The sequence below is a fragment of the Citrobacter sp. C13 genome (assembly GCF_014596815.2).
GTDB classification, from domain to species: domain Bacteria; phylum Pseudomonadota; class Gammaproteobacteria; order Enterobacterales; family Enterobacteriaceae; genus Citrobacter; species Citrobacter portucalensis.
On record NZ_CP115024.1, the window covers coordinates 110,550 to 134,485 of the forward strand.

Consider the following 23,936-nt stretch of genomic DNA (forward strand, 5'->3'; position numbering starts at 1 on the left):
CATACACAGGTAACAACTAAGTTGGCTATTCGTGCTGTTTTTTGTTTCTCGGACGTGTAAGTAAATAGGTTATCAATCTAGCTAATATAAATTTATAGGAATGCTGGCCTATTTCTCTGGAAATTGTACCTCTTGTTAAGCCTTAATAATATCTTAATAATTGGGTGATAGAGTAACGACAATCCCATAGATTAGATGATTACCCTACGATGCAAAGTAAATATAAATTAAGCGTTATTATCCCGTTATATAATGCCGGTAGTTACTTTCGTGACTGTATGGAGTCGTTAATTGCTCAGACCTGGAAAGATCTTGAAATCATTATTGTAAATGATGGTTCTACGGACTGCTCAGTCGATATTGCGCAATACTATGCAGAAAAATATCCCCATGTTCGGCTGCTGCATCAGGCCAACCAGGGTGTCTCTGTCGCGCGAAACCTTGGCCTGGATGTCGCTGTGGGGGATTACATCGCATTCGTTGATGCCGATGATGAAGTCTATCCGGAGATGTATGAGACATTGATGGGAATGGCCTTGCAGGACAACCTTGACGTTGTACAAAGCAACGCAGACTGGAGTTCGCGGGAAACATCCCGAGTCTGGGTATCCATTCCAACAGATCGTCTGCGTTCTACCGGTATTCTCTCCGGCCCAGACTGGTTGCGTATGGGGCTTGCTTCGCGCCGCTGGACGCATGTTCTCTGGATGGGGGTATATAGAAATGACCTCATTAAAGAACACAATATAAGATTTATCCCTGGGTTACATCATCAGGATGTCATGTGGAGTACGGTGTTTATGTTTAATGCCACTCGTGCGAAATATACGGAAAAACCATTATATAAATACTACCAACACGATGGCTCAATTAGCCACATGAAGCGGCAGGGTGAAGCGAATTTAAACTATCAACGGCACTATATAAAGATCACTCGCCTGCTGGACGAACTTAATCATAGCTACGCTAACCGCATCACTATCTATCCTGAGTTTAAGCAACAAGTGATTTATGAGGGACTGCGAGTATGTCATTGTATTCGCAAAGAACCCGATCCACAGATCCGCCAGCGCATGATTGCTGAAGTATTTGTATCGGGTATGTTCAAGCGTATGGTGAGTAATATCTGCAGCGTAAAGCTGGGTTATCAGGTGCTGTTGTGGGCTATCCGTTTTAGCCAGTGGCGCGATAAATCATTGACGCCGCGCCGCCTGGCCCATTTAACGCTGGATAGTAAAGACTGATTATTGCCAGCCCTGCCACTGCAAGCGCATATACTGCACCAGCGTGCTTTGGGTGATGCTTTCGCCGAGCACGCTGAAGAAGCGGCTGGCGTACACCGGCTCTAACGGCTGTTTCGGTTTGCATAATTTCACCCCCCGGAAAGGATTACGCGGTGCATCAGGCGTACCGTTCTTCGGTGGCGTGAGGTTTGGTCTGGAGGTATCCACCTGTGGTTCATTGAGCAAGCTGCTTGGACGAACCAGCGTGATGTCGGCTGGCAGGCTATACAGCATCTGCTGCAGAACGCGAACCGTAGACGGGTGAGGGTGGCCAATGGCGATTGCGGAACCGTTGCGGCGCGCAAGCTCGACGGCACGATTAAACTGACGGCGAATATCGGCTTCGTTTTGCGTGTCATCCAGGAAGACTTTGCGTTTGATGACCTTCACACCGGTACCTGACGCTGCGCGCATTGCCTGGCTGTTACCGATGGTCATGCTGTCCAGGAAGTAGAGGTCGTAACGTTCCAGCGCCTGCATCACCTTCTGCATGCCGAAAAGACTGGAGGTCATCGCGCTGCCCATATGGTTGTTCAGACCGACCGCATTCGGTACTTTGCTTACCGCGTCGCGAATGATCCTCTCAATCTCTTCGCTGCTCATTTCAGGGCGTAACGTGTCTTTCTCTAACGGCTGCTTGCTCAGCGGCGCCATTGGCAGATGGATTAAGACTTCATGCCCGCTGTTATGCGCTTTGATTGCCATTTCACGCGCATGTGGGGCGTTAGGCAGAACGGCAACGGAGATGGTAGAAGGCATCGCCAGTACCTGGTTTTCAGTGTGTGGGCGATAGCCGAAATCATCAATGACGATGGCGAGTTTGCCAGCAAATACAGGTGTTGCGAAGGCCAGCAGACTGGCGAGAGAGAGTAGTAGACGACGAAATTGTTGTGGCAAAACTTATCTTCCCAACCACGGCTGTGGATTGACCGCCTGACCCTGGCGACGAATTTCGAAATAGAGTGCCGGCCTGCCCTGACCGCCGCTGCTACCCACAAGTGCTATAGGCTGCCCGGCGCGAACCTGCGTACCGACGCTGACCAGTGCGCTCTGGTTATAACCGTACAGGCTCATATCGCCTTTACCGTGTTCAACGACGACCACCAGGCCATAGCCCTGCAGCCAGTCCGCCAGAATGACGCGACCATCGGCAATGGCTTTAACTTCGGTGCCTTCGGATGCGCCAATAACCATCCCCTTCCAACGTAGCTCACCCTGCAGCTGTTCGCCATAACGATGTAGAGTTGGACCACGAACGGGCCAAAATGCCTGACCGCGTGGCGAACCCAAACCGCCGGTACGCGACATCAGTGATTTTTCACTTTCGGTCGGTTTATAGGTTGAGCCTTTTCGTGACGCATCCTGTTGCTTATCGCGTACTGCCTGCGCCTCGCGTGCTTCACGTTCCGCACGCGCTTTGGCTGCGGCTTCGGCGCGGGCAATGCTGTTGCGCAGACGGGATTCGTTGGCGCGCATTTCGCCCAGTTGCTGTTGACCCTGTTGAATCGATGATTCCAGACTCGAAAGCGTTTTCTGGCGTTCGTTACGTGCCTGTTCCAGCTTAGCCTGCTGAGCGCGCTGTTCGTACAGTAGCGTCTGCTGTTCGCTCTGCTTATCTTCCAGCTCGGCTTTTTGCGAGTCGACCTCTTCGCGGGTTTGTTTCAATTGCGCGATAGTTTCCTGTCGCGCCTGGTTCAGATAGCCGAAATAGGCCTGCAGGCGTTGCCCGCGCTGGCTTTCTTCACCGCTAAGAATGAGCTGAATGCCGGTGTGTTCGCCCTGGCGAAAAGCTGCGTCGAGTTGGGCTGCCAGGCTGCGTTCTTGTGCGGCCCGCTGTTTTTCCAGCTTCGCGAGTGCTGCGTTCATCTCTGCGATTTGTGCATTCAGCTGCGCCAGTGAGTTTTGCGTTTCGCGCAACTGCCTTGCGGCAACGGCGATGGCTTGTTCCTGAGCTTTAAGCTGAGCGAGGAGGGTGGCGCGTTGTTGTTGTTGTTGACGTACCGCGCGTTCTTTTGCCGCGATATCGGCCTGAATAGATTTGAGCTGGTCGCGTTCGTCCGCGTGGGCGGAAAAGGCGCACAGCAATACGCCAGCGCTAAGCGCGCTGGCGTAGAACAAGGGCCTGACTGAAAACTTACGCGGTTTCACGGCCCGAGTGATGGTATTAATCGCCTTTCCCCTCATGGGGAGGGATTATTCCACGATGAACAGCGGCTTACCAGTCATCTCTTGCGGGATTTCCATACCCATCAGCGTCAGCATCGTCGGGGCGATATCAGAAAGTTTGCCGCCTTCGACTGCTTTAACGTTCTTGCCACCGACATAAATCAGCGGAACGGGCAGGTTGGTGTGCGCAGTATGCGCCTGACCGGTGGACGGATCGCGCATTTGCTCTGCGTTACCGTGGTCTGCGGTGATCAGCAACTGACCCCCAACGGATTCAACCGCTTTCGCGACCTGTTCAACGCAGTGATCCAGCGCTTCAACCGCTTTAACCGCTGCTTCCATCACCCCGGTATGACCAACCATGTCGCCGTTCGGGTAGTTACAAATGATGGTGTCGTATTTTCCGCTCTCAATCGCCGCAACCAGTTTTTCGGTCAGCTCAGCAGAGCTCATCTCTGGCTGCAGATCGTAGGTCGCAACTTTCGGCGAGTTGATCAGGATGCGATCTTCGCCTTTGAACGGCTCTTCTACGCCGCCGTTGAAGAAGAAGGTCACGTGCGCATATTTTTCGGTTTCGGAAATACGCAGCTGCGTTTTGTCGTGCTTCGCCATCCACTCGCCAAGGGTGTTAGCCAGAGATGCTGGTGGGTAAGCAACCGCAGTTTTGATGTCGGCCGCGTATTCGGTCAGCATCACAAAGTTGAGGTTAACGACTTTCTTACGGGCGAAGCCGTCGAAATCAGCGTTAACAAACGCACGAGTGATTTCACGCGCACGGTCAGCACGGAAGTTCATGAAAATCAGCGTATCGCCGTCTTCCATGGCGGCTTCAGCCTGGCCTTCAGCAAGGATCACGGTCGCTTTCACGAATTCATCGTTTTCGTCGCGGGCATAAGCAGCCTGCAGGCCTTCAACCGCCGTAGCGAACTGGAACTCGCCTTTGGCCAACGTCATCAGGTCATAAGCCTGTTCAACGCGATCCCAACGGTTGTCGCGGTCCATCGCGTAGTAACGACCGATGATGGACGCTACGCGGCCTTTGCCCAGCGCAGCAAATTTCTCTTCGAATTTTTGCAGTGAATGTTCAGCGCTGCGTGGCGGAGTATCACGGCCATCAAGGAAAGCGTGCAGATAGATTTTCTCAGCCCCGCGTTCAGCAGCCATTTCTACCATCGCCATGATGTGATCTTCGTGGCTGTGAACACCGCCCGCAGAGAGCAGACCCATGATGTGTACCGCTTTGCCGCTATTTTTTGCCTGGTCGACCGCATTGGTCAGCACCGGGTTAGCGAAGAAAGTACGCTCTTTAATTTCTACATCCAGACGGGTCAGGTCCTGATACACGATGCGGCCCGCGCCCAGGTTGACGTGACCGACTTCGGAGTTGCCCATCTGGCGATCGGGCAGGCCAACTTCCAGGCCAGACGCATCAATCAGGGTATGCGGACGTTTTGCCCACAGGGCATCCATTACCGGGGTTTTGGCATTAAAGATGGCGTTATCCTGGCTGTCTTCGCGATAGCCATAGCCATCCAGAATCACCAGTACCATAGGTTTTTTAGAAACCGACATTGCGACAACCTCACACTTAATAGATAAAAAATAATTGCGTAATTTTACTACAGCTGAATCGATAAAGTAGCCCCGGAAGATCAAATAATCGACCAGAGCGCGCCGCAGAGGGCGTGGTTTTAGGTTTTTTTTTCCGTAGCGCCCCGCAAAAATGCAATCCAATGCACGCTCTGGCTGTATTTGCGCCAACGCGCAGGTATACTCCTTTCCTGGTTTTTTTAATCACTGAGTCGGGAGTTGTTACCCCCCATGCAAGAAATTATGCAATTTGTTAGTCGCCACCCTGTATTGAGTATCGCCTGGATTGCGTTACTGGCGGCTGTATTATTTACCACGTTTAAGAGCCTGACTTCCAAAGTGAAGGTGATTACGCGCGGAGAAGCCACACGTCTCATCAATAAAGAAGACGCCGTTGTCGTGGATTTACGTCAGCGCGACGACTTCCGCAAAGGTCATATCGCTGGCTCCACTAACCTGCTGCCGAGCGAAATCAAAGCCAACAACTTTGGCGAACTGGAAAAACACAAAAACAAACCTGTTATTGTGGTTGATGGCTCAGGCATGCAGTGCCAGGATTCAGCAACTGCGCTGATCAAAGCCGGTTTTGAGCAGGTGTCTGTACTGAAAGATGGCGTAGCGGGCTGGAGTGGTGAGAATCTGCCACTGGTTCGCGGCAAGTAATTTACCCGTCTTCTTTCATGCCGCAGGGTAAAAAGAACACTGGAGATAAGTCATGGCCAATATTGAGATCTATACCAAAGCAACCTGCCCGTTTTGCCATCGCGCAAAGGCGCTGTTAAACAGCAAGGGTGTGAGTTTCCAGGAGCTTCCGATTGACGGTGATGCCGTGAAGCGTGAAGAGATGATCAAGCGCAGTGGCCGTACTACGGTTCCGCAGATTTTTATTGATGCACAGCACATTGGTGGTTGTGACGACTTGTATGCGTTGGATGCGCGTGGTGGACTGGATCCGCTGCTGCGTTAAGGCGTACCGAAGTATTTAAAGGACAACACTAAAGGGTTTTCTCAACATGTCAGAACAAAATAACACTGAAATGGCTTTCCAGATCCAACGTATTTATACCAAGGATGTGTCTTTCGAAGCGCCAAATGCACCGCATGTTTTCCAGAAAGATTGGCAGCCAGAGGTTAAACTGGATCTTGATACCGCATCTACCCAACTGGCAGATGACGTGTATGAAGTAGTGCTGCGTGTCACCGTAACGGCTTCCCTGGGTGAAGAAACTGCGTTCCTGTGCGAAGTTCAGCAGGGCGGTATTTTCTCCATCAGTGGTATCGAAGGGACTCAAATGGCGCATTGCCTGGGCGCATACTGCCCGAACATTCTGTTCCCGTATGCCCGCGAATGCATCACCAGCCTGGTTTCACGCGGTACGTTCCCGCAACTGAACCTTGCGCCGGTCAACTTTGATGCGCTGTTCATGAACTATTTACAGCAGCAGGCTGGCGAAGGTACTGAAGAACATCAGGATGCCTGATGAACCAAAGTAATGCTTCAATGACTGTGATTGGTGCCGGCTCGTACGGCACCGCTCTTGCCATCACCCTGGCAAGAAATGGCCATCAGGTTGTCCTGTGGGGCCATGATCCTAAACATATCGCGACTCTCGAGCACGATCGCTGCAACGTCGCGTTCCTTCCTGATGTGCCTTTTCCCGACACGCTGCGCCTGGAAAGTGATTTAGCCACAGCGCTGGCCGCCAGTCGTAATATTCTGGTGGTGGTGCCGAGCCACGTCTTTGGCGAAGTGCTGCGTAACATCAAACCATTGATGCGTTCTGACGCACGACTGGTCTGGGCGACAAAAGGTCTGGAAGCGGAAACAGGGCGTCTGCTGCAGGATGTCGCGCGTGAAGCGCTGGGGGACTCAATTCCACTGGCGGTTATTTCCGGCCCGACGTTCGCCAAAGAGCTGGCTGCGGGCATGCCGACGGCGATTTCTCTGGCCTCGACGGACGACACCTTTGCTGACGATCTCCAGCAGTTGCTGCACTGCGGCAAAAGCTTCCGCGTATACAGCAACCCGGATTTCATTGGCGTACAGCTTGGCGGTGCGGTGAAAAACGTCATTGCCATTGGCGCAGGGATGTCTGACGGCATCGGTTTCGGCGCGAATGCACGAACCGCATTGATCACCCGTGGGCTGACCGAAATGTCTCGTCTTGGTGCGGCGCTGGGGGCCGATCCTGCCACCTTTATGGGGATGGCGGGTTTAGGCGATCTGGTGCTGACCTGTACCGACAACCAGTCGCGCAACCGTCGTTTTGGCATGATGCTCGGCCAGGGGATGGACGTGCAGGGTGCGCAGGACAAAATTGGCCAAGTGGTTGAAGGCTATCGCAATACGAAAGAAGTTCGTGAATTGGCGCACCGTTTTGGTGTTGAGATGCCAATAACCGAGGAAATTTATCAAGTATTGTATTGCGGAAAAAACGCGCGCGAGGCAGCATTGACGTTATTAGGCCGTGCACGCAAGGACGAGCTGAGTCGCCACTAGCTGTAAGGAACTGTTGAATATAACGACCCGATCCGCGAAGAACGGATCGGTCGTTTTGCTACCTTCTGGAGTACGCAATGCCGTGTGAAGAACTGGATATCGTCTGGAAAAACATTAAAGCGGAAGCCCGGGCACTGGCGGAATGTGAGCCAATGCTGGCCAGTTTTTACCACGCAACGCTGCTCAAGCATGAAAATCTCGGCAGTGCGCTAAGCTATATGCTGGCGAATAAACTCGCTTCTCCAATCATGCCCGCCATTGCGATTCGCGAAGTCGTAGAAGAGGCCTACGCGGCCGATCCTGAAATGATTGCCTCAGCGGCCTGCGATATTCAGGCAGTACGCACGCGTGACCCGGCTGTCGATAAATATTCCACTCCACTGCTGTATCTGAAGGGCTTTCATGCGCTTCAGGCCTACCGTATCGGTCACTGGCTGTGGCATCAGGGGCGTCAGGCGCTGGCGATATTCCTGCAAAATCAGGTGTCCGTTACCTTCCAGGTAGACATTCATCCGGCGGCAAAAATTGGTCGTGGGATTATGCTCGATCACGCCACCGGCATTGTGGTCGGTGAAACCGCGGTGATTGAAAATGACGTCTCTATTCTGCAATCCGTCACGCTGGGCGGGACCGGTAAAGCCGGCGGTGACCGCCACCCGAAAATTCGTGAAGGCGTGATGATCGGCGCGGGAGCAAAAATTCTCGGCAACATTGAAGTCGGGCGCGGCGCGAAGATTGGCGCAGGTTCGGTCGTGCTACAGCCCGTACCGCCGCATACCACCGCCGCAGGCGTACCGGCGCGCATCGTCGGCAAGCCTGACAGCGATAAACCGTCTATGGATATGGATCAGCATTTCAACGGGATACATCATACGTTCGAATACGGCGATGGAATCTGATTTCGAGCTATCTTACTTGTCATCTTGAACCCGGGCTGTGCTCGCCATCCTCACGTACTACGTGTACGCGAAGGTCGGCAAGCGCAGTCCGTGTCCAACCTGACTGCTCCGATAACGCTCGAAAAATAATGGTAAATTCTTTCGTAGGTCGGATAAGGCGTCAGCCGCCATCCGACAAAAATCAACTACGCAATACCGCGCCGGGATAACCTAACTGGCGCCAGGCCTCATACACCACCACCGACACCGCATTCGACAGGTTCATGCTGCGACTGTCCGGCATCATCGGAATACGAATTTTTTGTTCAGCTGGTAGTGCGTCGAGGATGCTGGCTGGCAGACCGCGAGTTTCCGGGCCAAACATCAGATAATCCCCATCCTGATAGCTTACCGCGCTATGCGCTGGCGTACCTTTGGTGGTCAGGGCAAACAGACGTTGCGGATTTTCTGCGGCGACGAAGGCGGCGTAATCAGGGTGGCGCCGCACGGCGGCAAATTCATGGTAATCCAGCCCCGCGCGGCGCAGGCGCTTGTCGTCCCAGGTAAAGCCCATTGGCTCAATAATATGCAGACGAAAGCCGGTGTTGGCGCAAAGACGGATAATATTGCCGGTATTTGGCGGGATTTCTGGTTCGAATAATACGATGTTTAGCATGCTGCCCCCTTAAGTACGGGGCAGCATAGCAAATTAACGTTTACGCCGCATTTCCACGTTTGGGCTGCATCGGGTAGTCAGCCACCTGTTTGCCCAGTTCTTGTACCAGTGAATCACGGCTGATTTCGCTAATCGATTTTGCACCGGTCAGGGTCATTGCCACCCTCATCTCTTTCTCGATCAGATTTAGCAGATTCGCCACCCCGGCCTGACCGTGGGTGGCCAGTGCGTACAGATAAGCACGTCCCAGCAGAACACTATCCGCGCCCAGCGCAATCATACGTACGACGTCCAGGCCGTTGCGGATCCCACTGTCTGCCAGAATGGTGATATCGCCTTTTACCGCATCGGCAATGGCGGGCAGCGCGCGAGCTGAAGACAGCACGCCGTCTAACTGGCGACCACCGTGGTTAGAGACAACAATACCATCCGCGCCAAAGCGTACGGCGTCTCGGGCATCTTCGGGATCGAGGATCCCTTTGATCACCATCGGACCATCCCAAAATTCGCGGATCCACTCGAGGTCTTTCCAGGAAATCGACGGGTCGAAGTTATTCGCCAGCCAGCCGATGTAATCCTCAAGACCGGTAGGTTTACCAAGATAAGTCGAGATATTACCTAAATCATGTGGGCGACCGTTCAGGCCAACGTCCCATGCCCACTGTGGATGGGTGACTGCCTGCCAGTAGCGGCGTAGTGCGGCATTTGGGCCGCTCATCCCGGAATGGGCGTCACGGTAGCGTGCGCCCGGTGTTGGCATATCGACGGTAAAGACCAGCGTGGAGCAACCCGCCGCTTTGGCGCGCTCCAGCGCGTTGCGCATAAAGCCGCGATCGCGCAGAACATATAGCTGAAACCACATCGGACGTTTGATGGTTGGGGCGACTTCTTCAATCGGACATACGGATACCGTGGAAAGCGTAAACGGAATGCCTTTGGCATCAGCGGCGGCGGCGGCCTGAACTTCGCCCCGGCGCGCGTACATTCCACACAGACCGACAGGTGCAAGGGCCACCGGCATGGAGAGCGTTTCGTTGAACAGCTTTGTCTCCAGGCTCAGGTCGGACATATTCTTCAGCACGCGCTGGCGCAGCGCCACCTCCGACAGGTCTGCCACGTTACGGCGCAGAGTGTGCTCTGCATACGCCCCACCGTCTATATAGTGGAACAAGAAGGGGGGTAGGATGCGCTGGGCTGCGGCGCGATAGTCGCTGGCTGCTGAAATAATCATGCGTTGTTCTCCCTGCTATTCTCACCAGGGTCACCGGGCAGGCGGGTGATACGCGCCTGGCGGGCCTGATCTTCATCAAATCGTTTAATCGTAGTGTGGACAAAACTGAGGTGCGCCATCATTGCTTTACGCGCTCCGTCGGCATCTCCGGCAACAATCGCATCCAGGACAGCCTGATGCTGCGCCGTCAGTTGCGAAAATACAGGCGGCACAAGGTACATACGCTGGCGGCTCTGTTTCACCGAAGACTGCAATACGTCGAAGAAACCGCGCATGGTCTGTAACAGCACCACGTTGTGCGAGGCTTCCGCAATGGCGAGGTGAAAGCGAACGTCTGCCTGCGAGGCGAGATCTGGATCTTCGCTTTGTGTGGCCTCGAAACAGAGTCTGATCTTCTCTTTGTCGGCAGCAGTGGCACGCATAGCTGCATGCCACGCGGTGCTGGCTTCGATGGCGTGGCGGGCTTCCAGAATATCGAAACTGTAATCAGGATCGTCCGCCAGCAGGGTTTTCAGCGGCTGAACGATGTTTTGTTCAGACCATGCTTCATGCTGCCAGCGGATAAACGTCCCGCCGCCACGACGGCTAATCAACACACCTTCACTCACCAGCTTGGCTAACGCCTCGCGCAGCGAGTTGCGCGATACGCCGAGCTGTACGGCCAGTTGGCGCTCAGCGGGCAACTTCATGCCCGCCTCCAGCTGTTGTTCTTCAATCAGCGCCCGCACACGAGATGCGACTTCGTCTGACAGGCGTCTGGGCATCACTATCATGGAATCATCCAGGTTAAGACATAGGCCTGCAGCGTGGTAATCACACCCACCATGCAGGTGAAAATCAGGCTGTGCTTCACGGTAAAGCGGAACAGATCAGACTCTTTCCCCACTAATCCCACTGCCGCACAGGCGATAGCGATAGATTGCGGAGAGATCATCTTGCCGGTCACGCCGCCGGTGGTATTTGCGGCCACCATCAGCACATCCGAAACGCCGATTTGCTGAGCGGCCGTGGCCTGCAGGGCGGCGAACAATGCGTTTGATGAGGTGTCGGACCCGGTCAGGAATACCCCCAGCCAGCCGAGGAACGGCGAGAAGAAGGTAAATGCGCTGCCGGTGTGTGCCAGGGCCAGCGCCAGGGTTGATGAAAGCCCGGAGTAGTTAGAGATAAACGCGAATGCCAGCACCATCCCGATGGAGTAGATCGGCAGCGCCAGATCTTTCAGCGTGCTGCCAAAGGTCTGCAGCGCAGCAGAGGGCTTCATCTTCAGCCAGACGATAGACAGCAGAGCGGCAAACAGGATCGCGGTACCGGTCGCAGAGAACCAGTCAAATTTGTACACCGCCGCGTAGGCTGTGGCTTCGTGTACGACCGGCGGCATACGGGCAACCAGCTTGTCGAGGAACGGAACCGGAATATTGACCACCCAGTGGTACATCGCGCCGCCGGGCGCAAACAGCGCTTTAAACGGCGGTATGCTCCACAGCGTGACGGTGGCGGTCAGGAACAGGAACGGTGACCAGGCGCGTACCACCTGCCCAGCGGTGTAGCGGGTGCGTGACAGGTCCATATCGACCTGCGAAGCGCCCATATCGCCAAAGCGGAAGATGCGTACCGGCTGCCAGCGCTTCAGGAACAGTGTCAGGCAGACCAGCGAAACCAGAGAGGAGATGATGTCCGGCAGTTCCGGCCCGATAAAGTTAGAGCTGAGGTACTGCGCGATAGCAAATGAGCCGCCGGCGACCATCACCGCAGGCCAGGTTTCTTTGACACCGCGCCAGCCATCCATAATCGCCATAATCCAGAACAGCACGATAATGGTCAGGAACGGCAGCTGACGCCCTACCATCTGGCCAATCTCGAAGCTGTCCAGTCCGGTAACCTGACCGGCAACCAGAATCGGAATGCCCATTGCGCCAAAAGCGACCGGCGCGGTATTTACGATCAGGCACAAACCTGCCGCATACAGCGGGTTAAAGCCAAGACCAACCAGCAGTGCGGCGGTAATCGCTACCGGAGCGCCAAAGCCTGCCGCTCCTTCGAGGAATGCCCCAAAGGAGAAACCAACAATCAGCATTTGCAGACGCTGGTCTGGGGTAATCGAGAGTATCGAGGAGCGGATAATGTCGAACTGCCCGGTCTTCACCGAGATTTTATAGACGAATACCGCGGCGATAATGATCCAGGCAATCGGCCACAGACCATAGAAGAAACCGTACACTACGGATGCCAGAGCGTGATCGACCGGCATTTTGTAAAACAGCAGGGCGACCGACAAAGCGATCACCACCGTCCATGACGCCGCAACATAGCCTTTGAGCTTGAGCTTAATCAGGGCGAAGAAAAAGAACAGGATAGGGAGCGATGCGATCAGACTGGAAAGCCAGATGTTACCGGCCGGGTCGTAGTTCTGTTGCCAGAGATTCATTGCAGGTCTCCTGGGGGCCGCCGACATAATGGAATGAGTCTGTGCTCATCTCCAGGTCACATTATGTGTAAAAGTGGCCCTGCCAATATTGTTGTGTAGGGGTAATGACAATGAATGGTTAATCAAATGTTATTTATTGGCAACGGTATTGTACGCACATTTTAATGAAATGTGAGGTGCTGGTAGGATCTGGTTAAAATTGGTAGGGCCAATTGCGAGGGGAAATGAAGGACCGGGCAAGCGGATGTTGCCCGGTGGGAGATTAGAACTCGCTCTTCGCGAAGCCCGTCATCTCTTTCAGGCCCATTTCACGGCCAAGCTCGGTCATCGGGTGGACGACGATCAGGCCGCGCACGCTCTTCTTCAGTTTGCCCATGTCAGCCTGCTCTTTTTTGGTGATGGCCCGACGGAACGGAAGTTTTGTCAGCTTTTGCGCTTCTTTGCTCAGCTTCTGGCTGTGAACTTCACGCAGGCGTGCGATCTCGGCTTCCAGAGTTTCTTTCTCTTTTTCCAGCTCGGCGTATTTGTCGGCGGCTTCAACCAGGGACAGGTCTGCCTGCTGGTGGCGAATAGCGTCCAGACGATCGCTCAGGCGTTTAATTTCGTTTTTTTCGACTTCTTTCATAGGATAGCTTCTGATAAAAATAGGATGAATATCCTATAGTATGCGCGCAGAGCGGGATTATTCACAACTGCTCGAAGATAAATAATCAAATACCGTAAATATTAATTAGCTAATGATAATGTTACTGCATTGATTAACAAGGAATTTTAAGCGATAAGATCGGCCGTGGTGCTTTTTATTGGCATGTTCGTGGTGAAGCACGTTTTCCTCAATATAAACACCCAACTGATCCTAAACTTAAATGATCAACCGCACAGGCTGAGCGCGGTTAATACATGGAGGAGGGAAGATTATGGCGAAAATAGGTGAGAACGTTTCGGTCCTGATTGATAAAACTGTCGATTTTATGGCTTCAAGCCAGGCTTTTCGCGAATATTTGAATAAAACACCGCCGCGCAACGTTGTCCCTTCAGAAATACCGCAGGAAAACGCGCAGCTGTATCTGCAACGTCTGGCGTACTATCGGCAGCTGTATCGACCGCAGCAGGAAGAGAAATAAGCAAACATCGTCTTATTTTTGAAAGGCTTTTTTTAAGCTGATTTTAGAAATCAGCTCGGTCAGGGAAAGGACCATGGTGGATCGTACCATCTGCTGGTAACGCTGGATCTGCATGGCATGCAAACCAGAGTCTGAGGTATCAAACTGGGGTGGCGGCGGGAGTGCCGTCACGCAGTGAAGTTCACCAAACGGTCCAAGAATTTCGTCGTCAGTAAACGCGTATTCATTGCCGTCGTGGTTTAACTCTTCCCGCAGCGCCATCAGGAGCTCTGCATCTTCGTACTCCGGGCGACTGAGTACGCCCAGACCGTAGATTAACTTCAAACGAACGGAAAGATCGCCCAGCGGCCCATCGCCGTCTAGCAGCGGTTCTACGGCGTATTTCACCGCATAGTCGTCTTTGCGAAATACCTGAAGCACAAGGATATTCACCGCCTCGGTGAGCAGTTCTACGGCGGTGATGAGGAAGCTGCGTACGGTTTTGCCAGCATTCAGACGCTCAAGCACACGATTTTCAAAGGCCTGCGTTTGTTCCATTATTGCCTGCATATCTGACAATCTATTATTCAGGCGCAGGATATCCTGCGCCAGGTCCTGCATCATTTCTTTGCGTTATACGCGTTAACAGCCTCAAGCACGACATCGCTGTTGGCATCCAGTCCGGAAACTTGCGCCAGCGCGGCCTGTGGACCTTTTTCGTCAATCAGCGCGGCCAGTTCCTGTGCCTGCGGATCTTCTTCGCTGCGATAGTGCATCGCTGCCGCAATACCGGTAACCAGATTCGCATGCGGCAAACCATATTCCAGCGTACCCAGCAGCGGTTTAATCAGGCGGTCGCCCGCGCTCAGCTTACGCAGCGGCTGACGGCCCACGCGCTCAACATCATCTTTCAGATACGGGTTTTCAAAGCGACCGAGGATTTTCTGAATGTATGCCGCATGTTTTGCTGCATCAAAGCCATAGCGTTTGATCAGTACCGCGCCGCTCTCTTCCATCGCACCTTTTACCACTGCGCGGATTTTCTCGTCGAGAATCGCGTCACGGATGGTCTGATGACCGGTCAATTTTCCGAGGTACGCGGTTATAGCATGCCCGGTGTTCAGCGTGAAGAGTTTACGTTCGACAAATGCCATCAGGTTATCAGTTAATTCCATTCCCGGGATATTTGGCAGTTCACCTTTGAACTGTGTTTTGTCGACAATCCACTCACTGAAGGTTTCTACGGTAACTTCCAGCGGATCGTTGGTTGCTGAAGCCGAAGGCGGAACAATGCGGTCCACGGCAGAATCGACAAAGCCAACATGTTCTTCAACCCAGGCTTTATCTTCATCTGCTAACGCGTTCATTACATGGCCTTTCAACTGAGTCGTTCCGCGCACCATGTTTTCACAAGCGATGATATTTAGTGGAGTAGTGATTCTCTGCGCCTTGCGTTTAACCAGCCCTTTGGCGATGGCCGGAGCGATACGCTCAAGCACGACCGGACCGACGGCGGTAGTGACTAAATCTACGTGGGCAATCAGTTCAACAACATCATCGCCGATGCTGCTCACGGCGTTGACACCGGAGACGGTATCAACCTGCTCGTTTTCACCCACGACATGAACCTGATAGCTATGACGGGCATTCAGGGCATCGAGCACGACCTGATTTACATCCGCGAACGTCAGCTGTATCCCCGCGTCCGCCAGCAGTTTGCCGATAAAGCCACGACCGATATTACCTGCGCCAAAATGTAATGCTTTCATAGTATTAACCTTCATTAATGTTTTTACCCAAGAGGGCTGGGGTGAGGCTTTTCCCTCAACCTAACCCTCTCCACAAGGGAGAGGATTTTGTAGACCCGGTAAGCGTGAGCGCCACCGGGCAATAACGCTTACTTACGACCTGCAAGCAGTTCCAGAACTTCATCCACGCTGGTGGTATGGGCCAGACGTTCGATCACGGATTCATCATCCAGAGCGTTGGTCAGGCTGGTAATCACCTGGATGTGCTCGTTGTTACGCGCTGCGATGCCAATCACCAGGCGGGCAATATCGTCTTCTTCTTCACCGAAGCGAACGCCTTCCGGGTACTGGCAGAACACCACACCGGTTTTCAGCACGCGGTCTTTGGCTTCAACCGTACCGTGCGGTACTGCGATGGACTCACCCAGGTAAGTCGGGGTCAGTTTTTCACGGTCCAGCATCGCCTCAACGTATTCTGGCTCAACGTAACCGCCTTTCACCAGTTGCTCACCAGCAAAGCGAATCGCTTCTTCTTTGTTAGCCGCTTTACGGCCAAGGAAGATGTTCTCCGCACCCAGTTTGAACAGGTGGGTATCACCCTCTTCAAAGCTGTCTTTCAGGTGGTCGCGAACTTTCTCCTCGTTCACGTTGTGGCGCTGCGCAGCGACCAGACGTTCGGTCAGGTTGGAGTACAGGCCACTGTCGAGGAAGTTGGTCAGCGAAATGTGCTGTGCCTGAGGCACCTGGCGCATCGCGCGTTCAGTCAGGTCACGGTGGGTAATGACCAGATCCACATCCGGCGGCAGATTGTTAATCGCGCTGTTAGTGACGGAAATCTGAGACAGCCCCGCATCCTGCACTTTCTTACGCAGTACGCCCGCACCCATGGCGCTGGAACCCATACCAGCATCGCAGGCAACGATGATTTTACGCACATGGCTCAGGTCGTTGGTTACATCGCCAGCCGCCAGCGGAGATGCGCCTTTGGATTCCGCTTTCATGTCGTGCATACGACGGGTTGCGGCATCAATGTCATCATCTTCTTTCACTTTGCTGGTTTTCAGCAGAATGGCTGAGACCACAAAAGAGACTGCCATAGCCGCGCAGATAGCAGCGATGTTAGCGAAGTAAGCACCCTTCGGCGTCATTGCCAGCACGGCCAGGATAGAACCCGGAGACGCCGGAGAAACCAGACCGCCGTTCAGGATAGTCAGGGTAAATACGCCAGTCATACCGCCGAGAATAACGGCCAGGATCAGGCGCGGGTTCATCAGCACGTACGGGAAGTAAATTTCGTGGATACCACCCAGGAAGTGGATGATAGCCGCGCCGCCTGCAGACTGCTTAGCGCTGCCGCGACCGAAGAACATGTACGCCAGCAGGACGCCCATACCCGGACCCGGGTTAGCTTCAATCAGGAAGAAGATGGATTTGCCCATCTCATGGGACTGCTGAATACCCAGCGGTGAGAAAATACCGTGGTTAATGGCGTTGTTGAGGAACAGGATTTTCGCCGGTTCAACGAAGATAGATGCCAGCGGCAGCATGTCATGGACAACCATGAAGTTAACGCCTGCCGCCAGAATTTTTGACAGCGCTTCAACCAATGGGCCAATGCCAAGGAATGCCAGAATGGCGAGGATCATACCGATGATGCCAGCGGAGAAGTTATTCACCAGCATCTCAAAACCGGATTTGATCTTACCGTCTACCCAGTTGTCGAAATGTTTGATAGCCCAGCCGCCCAGCGGACCTGCGATCATCGCGCCGAGGAACATTGGCATATCTGCACCGACGATAACGCCCATGGTGGTGATAGCGCCAACCACGCCGCCACGCTCGCCGCCAATCAGCTTACCACCGGTATAACCGATCAGCAGCGGCAGCAGATAGGTGATCATCGGGCCGACTAGCTTCGCCAGCGTTTCGTTCGGCAACCACCCTGTCGGAATGAATAATGCGGTGATAATACCCCACGCGATAAACGCGCCGATATTTGGCATCACCATGTTGCTGAGGAATCGACCAAAGCTTTGCACCTTGATCTTAATATCGGATGACATAAAAACACCCCTTCTTATGTTTGCTATCGCGCAGGCTGAAAGCCCGAGGTTTGTTAATGTAGCGGCAGGAGGTAGCCGGACCCTGTAGATACTGCGAAATCTGGCACTGAATCGTTCAACTGTCCAGTCGACGGCCTTTTATGTGACATTCGTCACGTAAATATAGGGTGTATGGCGTTAGTTAATGTGATTTGCATCACAAATTAACGGTACAAAAAAACATCACAGGGTTAGATTTAATGAAAAATGGGGATTAAATGTGAACTAATTCACATTTTTGGTTTTGCTGTTTGTTGAATCTTTGTGATGTGGATCGCAAAGTATTTTCATCTGGATTTGAGCAGATGTGATCTGCGGCAGATTCTACTCCTGACATTTTTATTGCAAAACAAAGCAACTTCTCGCCAGAAAAAATATTTTTTTTGTGATATGGCGAAAACCCCTAACTGCAGTTATGTTCAAAACATCAGCCAGGGTGCATACGGCTGCCGGCATAAAAAAACTCTAATTAGCGTGAATTCGAGGCAGGTATGTTTCTAAATTATTTCGCACTGGGCGTGCTGATCTTCGTTTTTCTGGTTCTGTTTTACGGAATCATCGCCATTCATGATATTCCCTATAACATGGCTAAAAAACGTAACCATCCCCATGCCGATGCCATCCATACTGCAGGATGGGTGAGCTTGTTCACTCTTCATGTTATTTGGCCGTTCCTGTGGATCTGGGCCACGCTCTACCAGCCTGAAAAGGGATGGGGAATGCAGTCACACATCACACCGACCGGAAAGGAGTCAGACCCTGAGATTGCCGCGCTGGCAGCGCGAATCACCCAGTTGGAAAAAAGACTGGATGGGGAGAAAAAAACCGATAACTCCACCTTTCCGGAGATTTAATCATGGATTTGTTGATAGTCCTGACCTATGTGGCCTTTGCCTGGGCCATCTTTAAAATATTCCGTATTCCGGTAAACCAATGGACGCTTGCTACCGCTGCATTAGGTGGGGTGTTCATTGTTGCGGGATTGATTTTATTAATGAACTATAACCACCCGTATACCTTTACGGCGCAAAAAGCGGTTATTTCAATTCCGGTCACTCCGCAAGTCACAGGAATTGTTAGTGAGGTAACGGATAAGAATAATCAGCTCATTAAAAAAGGCGATGTGCTGTTTAAGCTCGATCCGGTACGTTATCAGGCGCGTGTAGACAGACTGCAGGCCGACCTGGTAACCGCGACGCATAATATCGACAACCTAAAAGCGCAACTGTCGGAAGCGGTCGCTAATACTACCCGCGTGTCTGCGGAACGTGATCGCCTGTATAAGGATTATCAACGTTATTTGAAAGGCAGCCAGGCGAAGGTTAACCCGTTCTCTGAAAGCGATATCGATAACGCCCGGCAAAACTATCTGGCACAGGATGCGCTGGTCAAAGGCTCGGTGGCAGAACAGACGCAGATTCAGAGTCAATTAGACAGTATGGTCAACGGGGAGCAATCTCAGGTTGCATCCCTGCGTGCCCAGCTCGCCGAGGCTAAATATAATCTTGAACAGACGGTAGTTCGTGCCCCCAGCAACGGTTATGCCACGCAGATTTTAATTCGTCCGGGGACTTACGCAGCAGCATTACCTTTGCGTCCGGTAATGGTGTTTATTCCTGAACAAAAACGGCAAATCGTGGCGCAATTCCGCCAGAACTCGCTGCTGCGCCTTAAACCAGGCGATGAAGCGGAAGTGGTGTTTAACGCGCTGCCTGGCCAGGTTTTCACCGGCAAGCTAACCAGTATTCTTCCGGTCGTTCCGGGTGGTTCTTATCAGGCGCAGGGGGCGTTACAGTCCTTAACGGTGGTGCCGGGTACCGATGGCGTGCTGGCAACAATTGAGCTGGATCCGAATGCCGATGTGGATGCGCTGCCGGACGGTATCTATGCCCAGGTCGCGGTCTATTCTGACCATTTCGCCCACGTGTCGGTAATGCGTAAAGTGCTGCTGCGCATGACCAGTTGGATGCATTACCTTTATTTGGATCATTGAGACTGCCATCACCTGCCATTTTCAGTGACCTGAGCCATACTAAGCGGTGTCCCACTATCGTTGGGCACCGCTTTTTTGTTGGCAAAAAGGACCCGGCATGAAACTCATTGGCAGCTATACCAGCCCTTTTGTGCGTAAAATTTCGATTCTGTTACTGGAAAAGGGCATCACTTTCGAATTTGTGAATGAACTCCCCTACAACGCGGATAGCGGCGTGGCGCGCTATAACCCGTTAGGCAAAGTACCTGCGTTGGTCACCGATGAGGGCGAGTACTGGTTTGACTCTCCTGTCATCGCGGAATATATAGAGCTACTGGATATTGCACCAGCCATGCTGCCGCGTGATCCGCTGGCCGCACTGAAGGTACGCCAGTTGGAAGCGTTGGCAGACGGCATTATGGATGCTGGTTTAGTTTCGGTGCGCGAACAGGCTCGCCCTGCCGCGCAGCAGTCAGAAACTGAATTGTTACGTCAGCGTGAGAAGATCACCCGTAGTCTGGATGTGCTGGAAGGCTATCTGGTGGACGGTACACTGAAAACGGATACGGTTAACCTGGCAACCATTGCGATTGCCTGCGCCGTCGGTTATCTCAATTTCCGTCGGGTCGCACCTGGCTGGTGTGTGGACCGTCCGCGTCTGGTCAAACTGGTGGAAACGCTCTTTCAACGCGAAAGTTTTGCCCGTACTGAACCGCCAAAGGCTTGATACACATTTACACTTCATCCTTCAAGCTGCCTCTTTGTTGGCAGCGTTTTTTCGCCCCAGTTACGTACTATTCGTACGCTCCTGGGGACTCATTCTCTTGCCGCCTCGATGCATCTTGAATGATTTTGTGTATGTATGTCCGCCTGAGCAAAGTCACGGTACAATCCTTCCTATATCGATATCCCTCTCCACGGTGGAGAGGGCCACCAACAGCCAGGCCCTTTCATGACAACCGACATGCGTTCACTCTACAGCCAGCTTCCCGCTATCGATCGTTTATTGCGCGATAGCGCCTTCCCAGCCTTACGTGAGTCTCACGGTCATACCCGGGTGGTTGACCTGCTGCGTCACATGCTCGACGAAGCCAGAGAAGCTATTCGCGACACGCATGCGCTCCCGGCATGGTGTGAAGACTGGGCGCAAGAAGCCAGTGCCCGGTTGGAACGAGAATCACAAAGCGCACTGCGTCCAGTGATTAACCTGACCGGAACGGTGCTGCACACCAACCTTGGTCGCGCGTCGCAGGCCGAAGAAGCAATTGAGGCGGTGGTACAGGCGATGCGCACGCCGGTGACGCTGGAATACAGTCTGGATGATGCCGGTCGGGGACATCGGGATCGGGCCCTGGCGGATTTACTCTGCCGTCTGACGGGGGCGGAAGACGCCTGTATCGTCAATAACAATGCGGCAGCTGTTCTGCTTATGCTGGCTGCCACGGCGAACGGCAAAGAGGTGGTTGTGTCTCGCGGCGAGCTGGTGGAAATAGGCGGCGCGTTTCGTATTCCGGACGTTATGTGTCAGGCCGGATGCCTTCTACGCGAGGTGGGGACCACCAACCGGACGCATGCGAAAGATTACCGCCAGGCGGTGAATGAAAATACCGCTCTGCTGATGAAAGTGCATACCAGTAATTACAGCATTGAAGGCTTCACAAAGTCGGTGGATGAGGCGGAGCTGGCCGTCATTGGCCAGGAGCTGGATGTTCCGGTGGTGGCGGATTTGGGCAGCGGTTCGCTGGTCGATCTCAGCCAGTATGGCTTGCCGCAGGAGCCGATGCCGCAGCAACTGATTGCTGCTGGCGTCAGTCTGGTGAGTTTCTCCGGCGATAAACTGCTGGGCGGGCCGCAGGCCGGGATAATTGTCGGTAAAAAAGAGATGATCGCTCGTTTGCAGAGCCATCCGCTGAAACGCGCATTACGGGCAGATAAAATGACGCTGGCTGCTCTGGAAGCGACGCTACGGCTCTACCTGCACCCTGAAGCACTGGCGGCGAAGTTGCCGACGTTGCGCCAGCTCACCCGCTCACAAGAGGCAATCCACGCGCAGGCACAGCAATTACAGGCACAGCTTGCAGAACATTACGGTGATGAGTTCGCCCTGAATGTGATGCCTTGCCTGTCGCAGATTGGCAGCGGCTCACTACCTGTTGATAGGCTGCCCAGCGCGGCGCTAACCTTTACCCCACATGACGGGCGCGGGAGCCGCCTCGAAGCGTTGGCAGCCCGTTGGCGTACGCTGCCCGTGCCGATTATTGGGCGAATTTATGATGGCCGCTTATGGCTGGATCTGCGCTGCCTTGAAGACGAGACCCGGTTTATGGAGATGATGCTGAAATGATTATTGCAACCGCCGGACACGTTGACCACGGAAAAACAACGTTATTACAGGCGATTACTGGCGTAAATGCCGACCGTCTGCCGGAAGAAAAAAAGCGCGGCATGACCATCGATCTCGGTTATGCCTACTGGCCGCAGCCGGACGGGCGGGTGCTGGGGTTTATCGACGTTCCTGGACACGAAAAGTTTCTGTCCAACATGTTGGCGGGGGTCGGCGGCATCGATCACGCGTTGCTGGTGGTGGCGTGTGATGATGGCGTAATGGCGCAAACCCGTGAGCATTTGCAAATTCTGCAGCTGACGGGCAATCCGCAGATCACCGTGGCGCTCACGAAAGCCGACCGCGTAGACGAAGCAAGAATTGAAGAGGTGCGTGCGGAGATTCAGGCCACGCTGGGGAATTATGGTTTCGCGGAGTCGGTGCTTTTCGTCACTGCGGCCAGTGAAGGCCGTGGCATCGAGGAACTGCGTGACCATTTGTTGCAATTAACGTCGCGCGAGCATGCCCGCGATCACAGCTTCCGCCTGGCGATTGACCGCGCCTTTACGGTCAAAGGCGCAGGGCTGGTGGTGACCGGGACGGCGCTCAGCGGTGAAGTGAATGTCGGTGACACGCTGTGGCTCACGGGCGTCAACAAACCGATGCGCGTACGTAGCCTGCATGCACAAAATCAGGCCACCGACCGCGCGCAAGCGGGACAACGTATTGCGCTGAATATTGCCGGCGATGCGCAAAAAGAAGAACTAAACCGTGGCGACTGGCTGCTTTCCGATGCGCCGCCAGAGGCTTTTACCCGCGTGATTGTTTCTTTAGAACATGCCGCGCCGCTGATGCAGTGGCAACCGCTGCATATTCACCACGCGGCTAGCCATGTTACCGGGCGTATCTCGCTGCTTGAAGGGACACTGGCGGAACTGGTGTTTGATACACCACTCTGGCTCGCCGATAACGACCGTCTGGTGCTGCGCGATATTTCTGCCCGTACGACGCTGGCTGGCGCGCGCGTGGTCACGCTCAATCCGCCGCGTCGCGGAAAACGTAAGCCGGAGTATTTGCAGTGGCTGTCGGCGCTGGAAAACGCGCAGACTGACGGTGACGCTCTGGCGCTGCACCTGACGCGTGGGGCGGTGAATATTCCTGACTTTGCCTGGGCGCGTCAGCTCAATGGCAACGGTATGCGTCCGTTGATTGAGCAACATGGATTTATTCAGGCGGGATACAGCCTGTTGAATGCCCCCGTTGCCGCGCGCTGGCAGCGGAAAGTTCTCGATACGCTGGCGACCTACCATGAGCAGCACCGTGATGAACCAGGGCCCGGGCGCGAGCGCCTGCGCCGTATGGCTTTGCCGATGGAAGACGAAGCGCTGGTCTTGCTGCTGATTGAAAAGATGCGCGAGAGTGGCGCCATCCATAGCCATCATGGCTGGTTGCATTTGCCGGAACATAAGGCGGGTTTCAGCGATGAGCAGTTGGCACTCTGGCAAAAAGTAGAACCGCTTTTTGGCGATGAGCCGTGGTGGGTGCGCGATTTGGCAAAACAGACGGGCACGGATGAGCAGATGATGCGTGTGTCATTACGTCAGGCGGCGCAGCAAGGCATCATCACCGCGATCGTGAAAGATCGTTATTACCGTAACGATCGGATTGTGGCCTTTGCCAATATGATCCGCGAACTGGATCAGGAACGGGGATCGACCTGTGCAGCCGATTTTCGCGACAGACTTAACGTCGGGCGCAAATTGGCTATTCAGATTCTGGAATATTTTGACCGCATTGGTTTTACTCGTCGTCGGGGAAATGATCATTTATTACGCGATGCATTGCTGTTCCCTGAAAAATAATGAAACAATTAATTCATGGATTAAATGAATTAATACAAAATAGATGTTGATTGAAATAAGCACATTAGATTATGAAC

The 23,936-nt window shown here is 53.5% G+C and carries 23 protein-coding genes; 12 read left to right on the plus strand and 11 right to left on the minus strand.

Annotated features, from left to right (window positions below; genetic code table 11):
• Positions 1 to 209 precede the first annotated feature (209 nt).
• Complete coding sequence (locus tag IB222_RS00545; protein WP_003827319.1) at positions 210 to 1,244, plus strand: glycosyltransferase; 1,035 nt, start codon at positions 210 to 212, stop codon at positions 1,242 to 1,244.
• Here IB222_RS00545 and IB222_RS00550 read toward each other — a convergent pair whose 3' ends face one another.
• Genes IB222_RS00550 through gpmM form a run of 3 tightly spaced genes read right to left on the minus strand, consistent with a single transcriptional unit; the run spans position 1,245 to position 5,021 of the window.
• Positions 1,245 to 2,180 carry a divergent polysaccharide deacetylase family protein gene (locus IB222_RS00550; RefSeq protein WP_003024138.1) on the minus strand — a complete coding sequence of 312 codons (936 nt, stop codon included), beginning with the start codon at positions 2,178 to 2,180 and terminating at the stop codon, positions 1,245 to 1,247.
• Positions 2,181 to 2,183: 3 nt separating this feature from the next.
• On the minus strand, positions 2,184 to 3,443 hold the full coding sequence (gene envC / locus IB222_RS00555) for a murein hydrolase activator EnvC (RefSeq protein ID WP_231504629.1): 1,260 nt from the start codon (positions 3,441 to 3,443) through the stop codon (positions 2,184 to 2,186).
• 33 nt (positions 3,444 to 3,476) lie between these two features.
• Positions 3,477 to 5,021, minus strand: coding sequence for a 2,3-bisphosphoglycerate-independent phosphoglycerate mutase (gpmM, locus tag IB222_RS00560; protein ID WP_149384373.1), 1,545 nt, complete (start codon positions 5,019 to 5,021; stop codon positions 3,477 to 3,479).
• Between the two features lie 249 nt (positions 5,022 to 5,270).
• On the opposite strand from gpmM, the gene IB222_RS00565 reads away from it, so the two are divergent.
• The 5 genes from IB222_RS00565 (at position 5,271) to cysE (ending at position 8,438) form a co-directional block, all read left to right on the plus strand.
• Positions 5,271 to 5,702 carry a rhodanese-like domain-containing protein gene (locus tag IB222_RS00565; RefSeq protein ID WP_003024148.1) on the plus strand — a complete coding sequence of 144 codons (432 nt, stop codon included), beginning with the start codon at positions 5,271 to 5,273 and terminating at the stop codon, positions 5,700 to 5,702.
• Positions 5,703 to 5,754: 52 nt separating this feature from the next.
• Positions 5,755 to 6,006, plus strand: coding sequence for a glutaredoxin 3 (grxC, locus tag IB222_RS00570; protein WP_003024152.1), 252 nt, complete (start codon positions 5,755 to 5,757; stop codon positions 6,004 to 6,006).
• A gap of 46 nt (positions 6,007 to 6,052) precedes the next feature.
• Positions 6,053 to 6,520, plus strand: a complete 468-nt coding sequence (secB, locus tag IB222_RS00575) for a protein-export chaperone SecB (RefSeq protein WP_003024155.1) — start codon at positions 6,053 to 6,055, stop codon at positions 6,518 to 6,520.
• Entirely contained in the window at positions 6,520 to 7,539 is a 1,020-nt protein-coding gene (gene gpsA, locus IB222_RS00580) for an NAD(P)H-dependent glycerol-3-phosphate dehydrogenase (protein ID WP_003827328.1), read from the plus strand. Before secB ends, gpsA begins: the two co-directional genes overlap by 1 nt.
• Positions 7,540 to 7,616: 77 nt before the next feature.
• Entirely contained in the window at positions 7,617 to 8,438 is an 822-nt protein-coding gene (gene cysE / locus IB222_RS00585) for a serine O-acetyltransferase (protein ID WP_003024160.1), read from the plus strand.
• 181 nt (positions 8,439 to 8,619) lie between these two features.
• On the opposite strand, the gene trmL is transcribed toward cysE, so the two are convergent.
• The 5 genes from trmL to IB222_RS00610 all read right to left on the minus strand — a co-directional run bounded on the left by trmL (position 8,620) and on the right by IB222_RS00610 (position 13,374).
• Entirely contained in the window at positions 8,620 to 9,093 is a 474-nt protein-coding gene (trmL, locus tag IB222_RS00590; RefSeq protein ID WP_149384374.1) for a tRNA (uridine(34)/cytosine(34)/5-carboxymethylaminomethyluridine(34)-2'-O)-methyltransferase TrmL, read from the minus strand.
• A gap of 40 nt (positions 9,094 to 9,133) precedes the next feature.
• Entirely contained in the window at positions 9,134 to 10,324 is a 1,191-nt protein-coding gene (lldD, locus tag IB222_RS00595; protein ID WP_003827330.1) for an FMN-dependent L-lactate dehydrogenase LldD, read from the minus strand.
• Entirely contained in the window at positions 10,321 to 11,097 is a 777-nt protein-coding gene (gene lldR / locus IB222_RS00600; RefSeq protein WP_003827331.1) for a transcriptional regulator LldR, read from the minus strand. Before lldR ends, lldD begins: the two co-directional genes overlap by 4 nt.
• Positions 11,094 to 12,749, minus strand: coding sequence for an L-lactate permease (lldP, locus tag IB222_RS00605; protein ID WP_003827332.1), 1,656 nt, complete (start codon positions 12,747 to 12,749; stop codon positions 11,094 to 11,096). The genes lldR and lldP overlap by 4 nt, the downstream gene beginning before the upstream one ends.
• Positions 12,750 to 13,011: 262 nt before the next feature.
• A complete protein-coding gene (locus tag IB222_RS00610) occupies positions 13,012 to 13,374 on the minus strand; it encodes a YibL family ribosome-associated protein (RefSeq protein WP_003827333.1) in 363 nt (120 codons plus the stop codon).
• A gap of 292 nt (positions 13,375 to 13,666) precedes the next feature.
• On the opposite strand from IB222_RS00610, the gene IB222_RS00615 reads away from it, so the two are divergent.
• Positions 13,667 to 13,873 carry a hypothetical protein gene (locus IB222_RS00615; protein ID WP_003827334.1) on the plus strand — a complete coding sequence of 69 codons (207 nt, stop codon included), beginning with the start codon at positions 13,667 to 13,669 and terminating at the stop codon, positions 13,871 to 13,873.
• Positions 13,874 to 13,885: 12 nt separating this feature from the next.
• On the opposite strand, the gene mtlR is transcribed toward IB222_RS00615, so the two are convergent.
• The 3 genes from mtlR to mtlA form a co-directional block, all read right to left on the minus strand.
• A complete protein-coding gene (gene mtlR, locus IB222_RS00620; protein WP_003024179.1) occupies positions 13,886 to 14,473 on the minus strand; it encodes a mannitol operon repressor MtlR in 588 nt (195 codons plus the stop codon).
• Complete coding sequence (gene mtlD, locus IB222_RS00625; protein WP_003827336.1) at positions 14,473 to 15,621, minus strand: mannitol-1-phosphate 5-dehydrogenase; 1,149 nt, start codon at positions 15,619 to 15,621, stop codon at positions 14,473 to 14,475. Before mtlD ends, mtlR begins: the two co-directional genes overlap by 1 nt.
• 128 nt (positions 15,622 to 15,749) lie before the next feature.
• Positions 15,750 to 17,663, minus strand: a complete 1,914-nt coding sequence (mtlA, locus tag IB222_RS00630) for a PTS mannitol transporter subunit IICBA (protein WP_126317231.1) — start codon at positions 17,661 to 17,663, stop codon at positions 15,750 to 15,752.
• Positions 17,664 to 18,193: 530 nt separating this feature from the next.
• On the opposite strand from mtlA, the gene IB222_RS00635 reads away from it, so the two are divergent.
• From IB222_RS00635 to selB, 5 genes are all read left to right on the plus strand, one after another.
• On the plus strand, positions 18,194 to 18,556 hold the full coding sequence (locus tag IB222_RS00635) for a DUF3302 domain-containing protein (protein WP_003827338.1): 363 nt from the start codon (positions 18,194 to 18,196) through the stop codon (positions 18,554 to 18,556).
• Between the two features lie 2 nt (positions 18,557 to 18,558).
• The gene (locus IB222_RS00640) at positions 18,559 to 19,695 is read left to right on the plus strand and encodes an HlyD family secretion protein (RefSeq protein WP_003827339.1); all 1,137 of its coding nucleotides are present in this window, start codon (positions 18,559 to 18,561) and stop codon (positions 19,693 to 19,695) included.
• Positions 19,696 to 19,792: 97 nt separating this feature from the next.
• Positions 19,793 to 20,401 (plus strand): glutathione S-transferase, encoded by a 609-nt coding sequence (locus tag IB222_RS00645; protein WP_126317232.1) that lies wholly within the window; start codon positions 19,793 to 19,795, stop codon positions 20,399 to 20,401.
• A gap of 225 nt (positions 20,402 to 20,626) precedes the next feature.
• Entirely contained in the window at positions 20,627 to 22,018 is a 1,392-nt protein-coding gene (selA, locus tag IB222_RS00650) for an L-seryl-tRNA(Sec) selenium transferase (RefSeq protein ID WP_148361327.1), read from the plus strand.
• Positions 22,015 to 23,859, plus strand: a complete 1,845-nt coding sequence (selB, locus tag IB222_RS00655; protein WP_126317234.1) for a selenocysteine-specific translation elongation factor — start codon at positions 22,015 to 22,017, stop codon at positions 23,857 to 23,859. Before selA ends, selB begins: the two co-directional genes overlap by 4 nt.
• The last annotated feature ends 77 nt before the right edge of the window (positions 23,860 to 23,936 follow it).

Bases quoted from the DNA above. Each gene is read 5' to 3' on its own strand.
- IB222_RS00545 (WP_003827319.1), top strand. From the start codon at position 210: ATGCAAAGTAAATATAAATTAAGCGTTATTATCCCGTTATATAATGCC.
- gpmM (WP_149384373.1), bottom strand. From the start codon at position 5,021: ATGTCGGTTTCTAAAAAACCTATGGTACTGGTGATTCTGGATGGCTAT.
- IB222_RS00565 (WP_003024148.1), top strand. From the start codon at position 5,271: ATGCAAGAAATTATGCAATTTGTTAGTCGCCACCCTGTATTGAGTATC.
- grxC (WP_003024152.1), top strand. From the start codon at position 5,755: ATGGCCAATATTGAGATCTATACCAAAGCAACCTGCCCGTTTTGCCAT.
- secB (WP_003024155.1), top strand. From the start codon at position 6,053: ATGTCAGAACAAAATAACACTGAAATGGCTTTCCAGATCCAACGTATT.
- gpsA (WP_003827328.1), top strand. From the start codon at position 6,520: ATGAACCAAAGTAATGCTTCAATGACTGTGATTGGTGCCGGCTCGTAC.
- cysE (WP_003024160.1), top strand. From the start codon at position 7,617: ATGCCGTGTGAAGAACTGGATATCGTCTGGAAAAACATTAAAGCGGAA.
- trmL (WP_149384374.1), bottom strand. From the start codon at position 9,093: ATGCTAAACATCGTATTATTCGAACCAGAAATCCCGCCAAATACCGGC.
- lldD (WP_003827330.1), bottom strand. From the start codon at position 10,324: ATGATTATTTCAGCAGCCAGCGACTATCGCGCCGCAGCCCAGCGCATC.
- lldR (WP_003827331.1), bottom strand. From the start codon at position 11,097: ATGATAGTGATGCCCAGACGCCTGTCAGACGAAGTCGCATCTCGTGTG.
- lldP (WP_003827332.1), bottom strand. From the start codon at position 12,749: ATGAATCTCTGGCAACAGAACTACGACCCGGCCGGTAACATCTGGCTT.
- IB222_RS00610 (WP_003827333.1), bottom strand. From the start codon at position 13,374: ATGAAAGAAGTCGAAAAAAACGAAATTAAACGCCTGAGCGATCGTCTG.
- IB222_RS00615 (WP_003827334.1), top strand. From the start codon at position 13,667: ATGGCGAAAATAGGTGAGAACGTTTCGGTCCTGATTGATAAAACTGTC.
- mtlR (WP_003024179.1), bottom strand. From the start codon at position 14,473: ATGCAGGACCTGGCGCAGGATATCCTGCGCCTGAATAATAGATTGTCA.
- mtlD (WP_003827336.1), bottom strand. From the start codon at position 15,621: ATGAAAGCATTACATTTTGGCGCAGGTAATATCGGTCGTGGCTTTATC.
- mtlA (WP_126317231.1), bottom strand. From the start codon at position 17,663: ATGTCATCCGATATTAAGATCAAGGTGCAAAGCTTTGGTCGATTCCTC.
- IB222_RS00635 (WP_003827338.1), top strand. From the start codon at position 18,194: ATGTTTCTAAATTATTTCGCACTGGGCGTGCTGATCTTCGTTTTTCTG.
- IB222_RS00640 (WP_003827339.1), top strand. From the start codon at position 18,559: ATGGATTTGTTGATAGTCCTGACCTATGTGGCCTTTGCCTGGGCCATC.
- IB222_RS00645 (WP_126317232.1), top strand. From the start codon at position 19,793: ATGAAACTCATTGGCAGCTATACCAGCCCTTTTGTGCGTAAAATTTCG.
- selA (WP_148361327.1), top strand. From the start codon at position 20,627: ATGACAACCGACATGCGTTCACTCTACAGCCAGCTTCCCGCTATCGAT.
- selB (WP_126317234.1), top strand. From the start codon at position 22,015: ATGATTATTGCAACCGCCGGACACGTTGACCACGGAAAAACAACGTTA.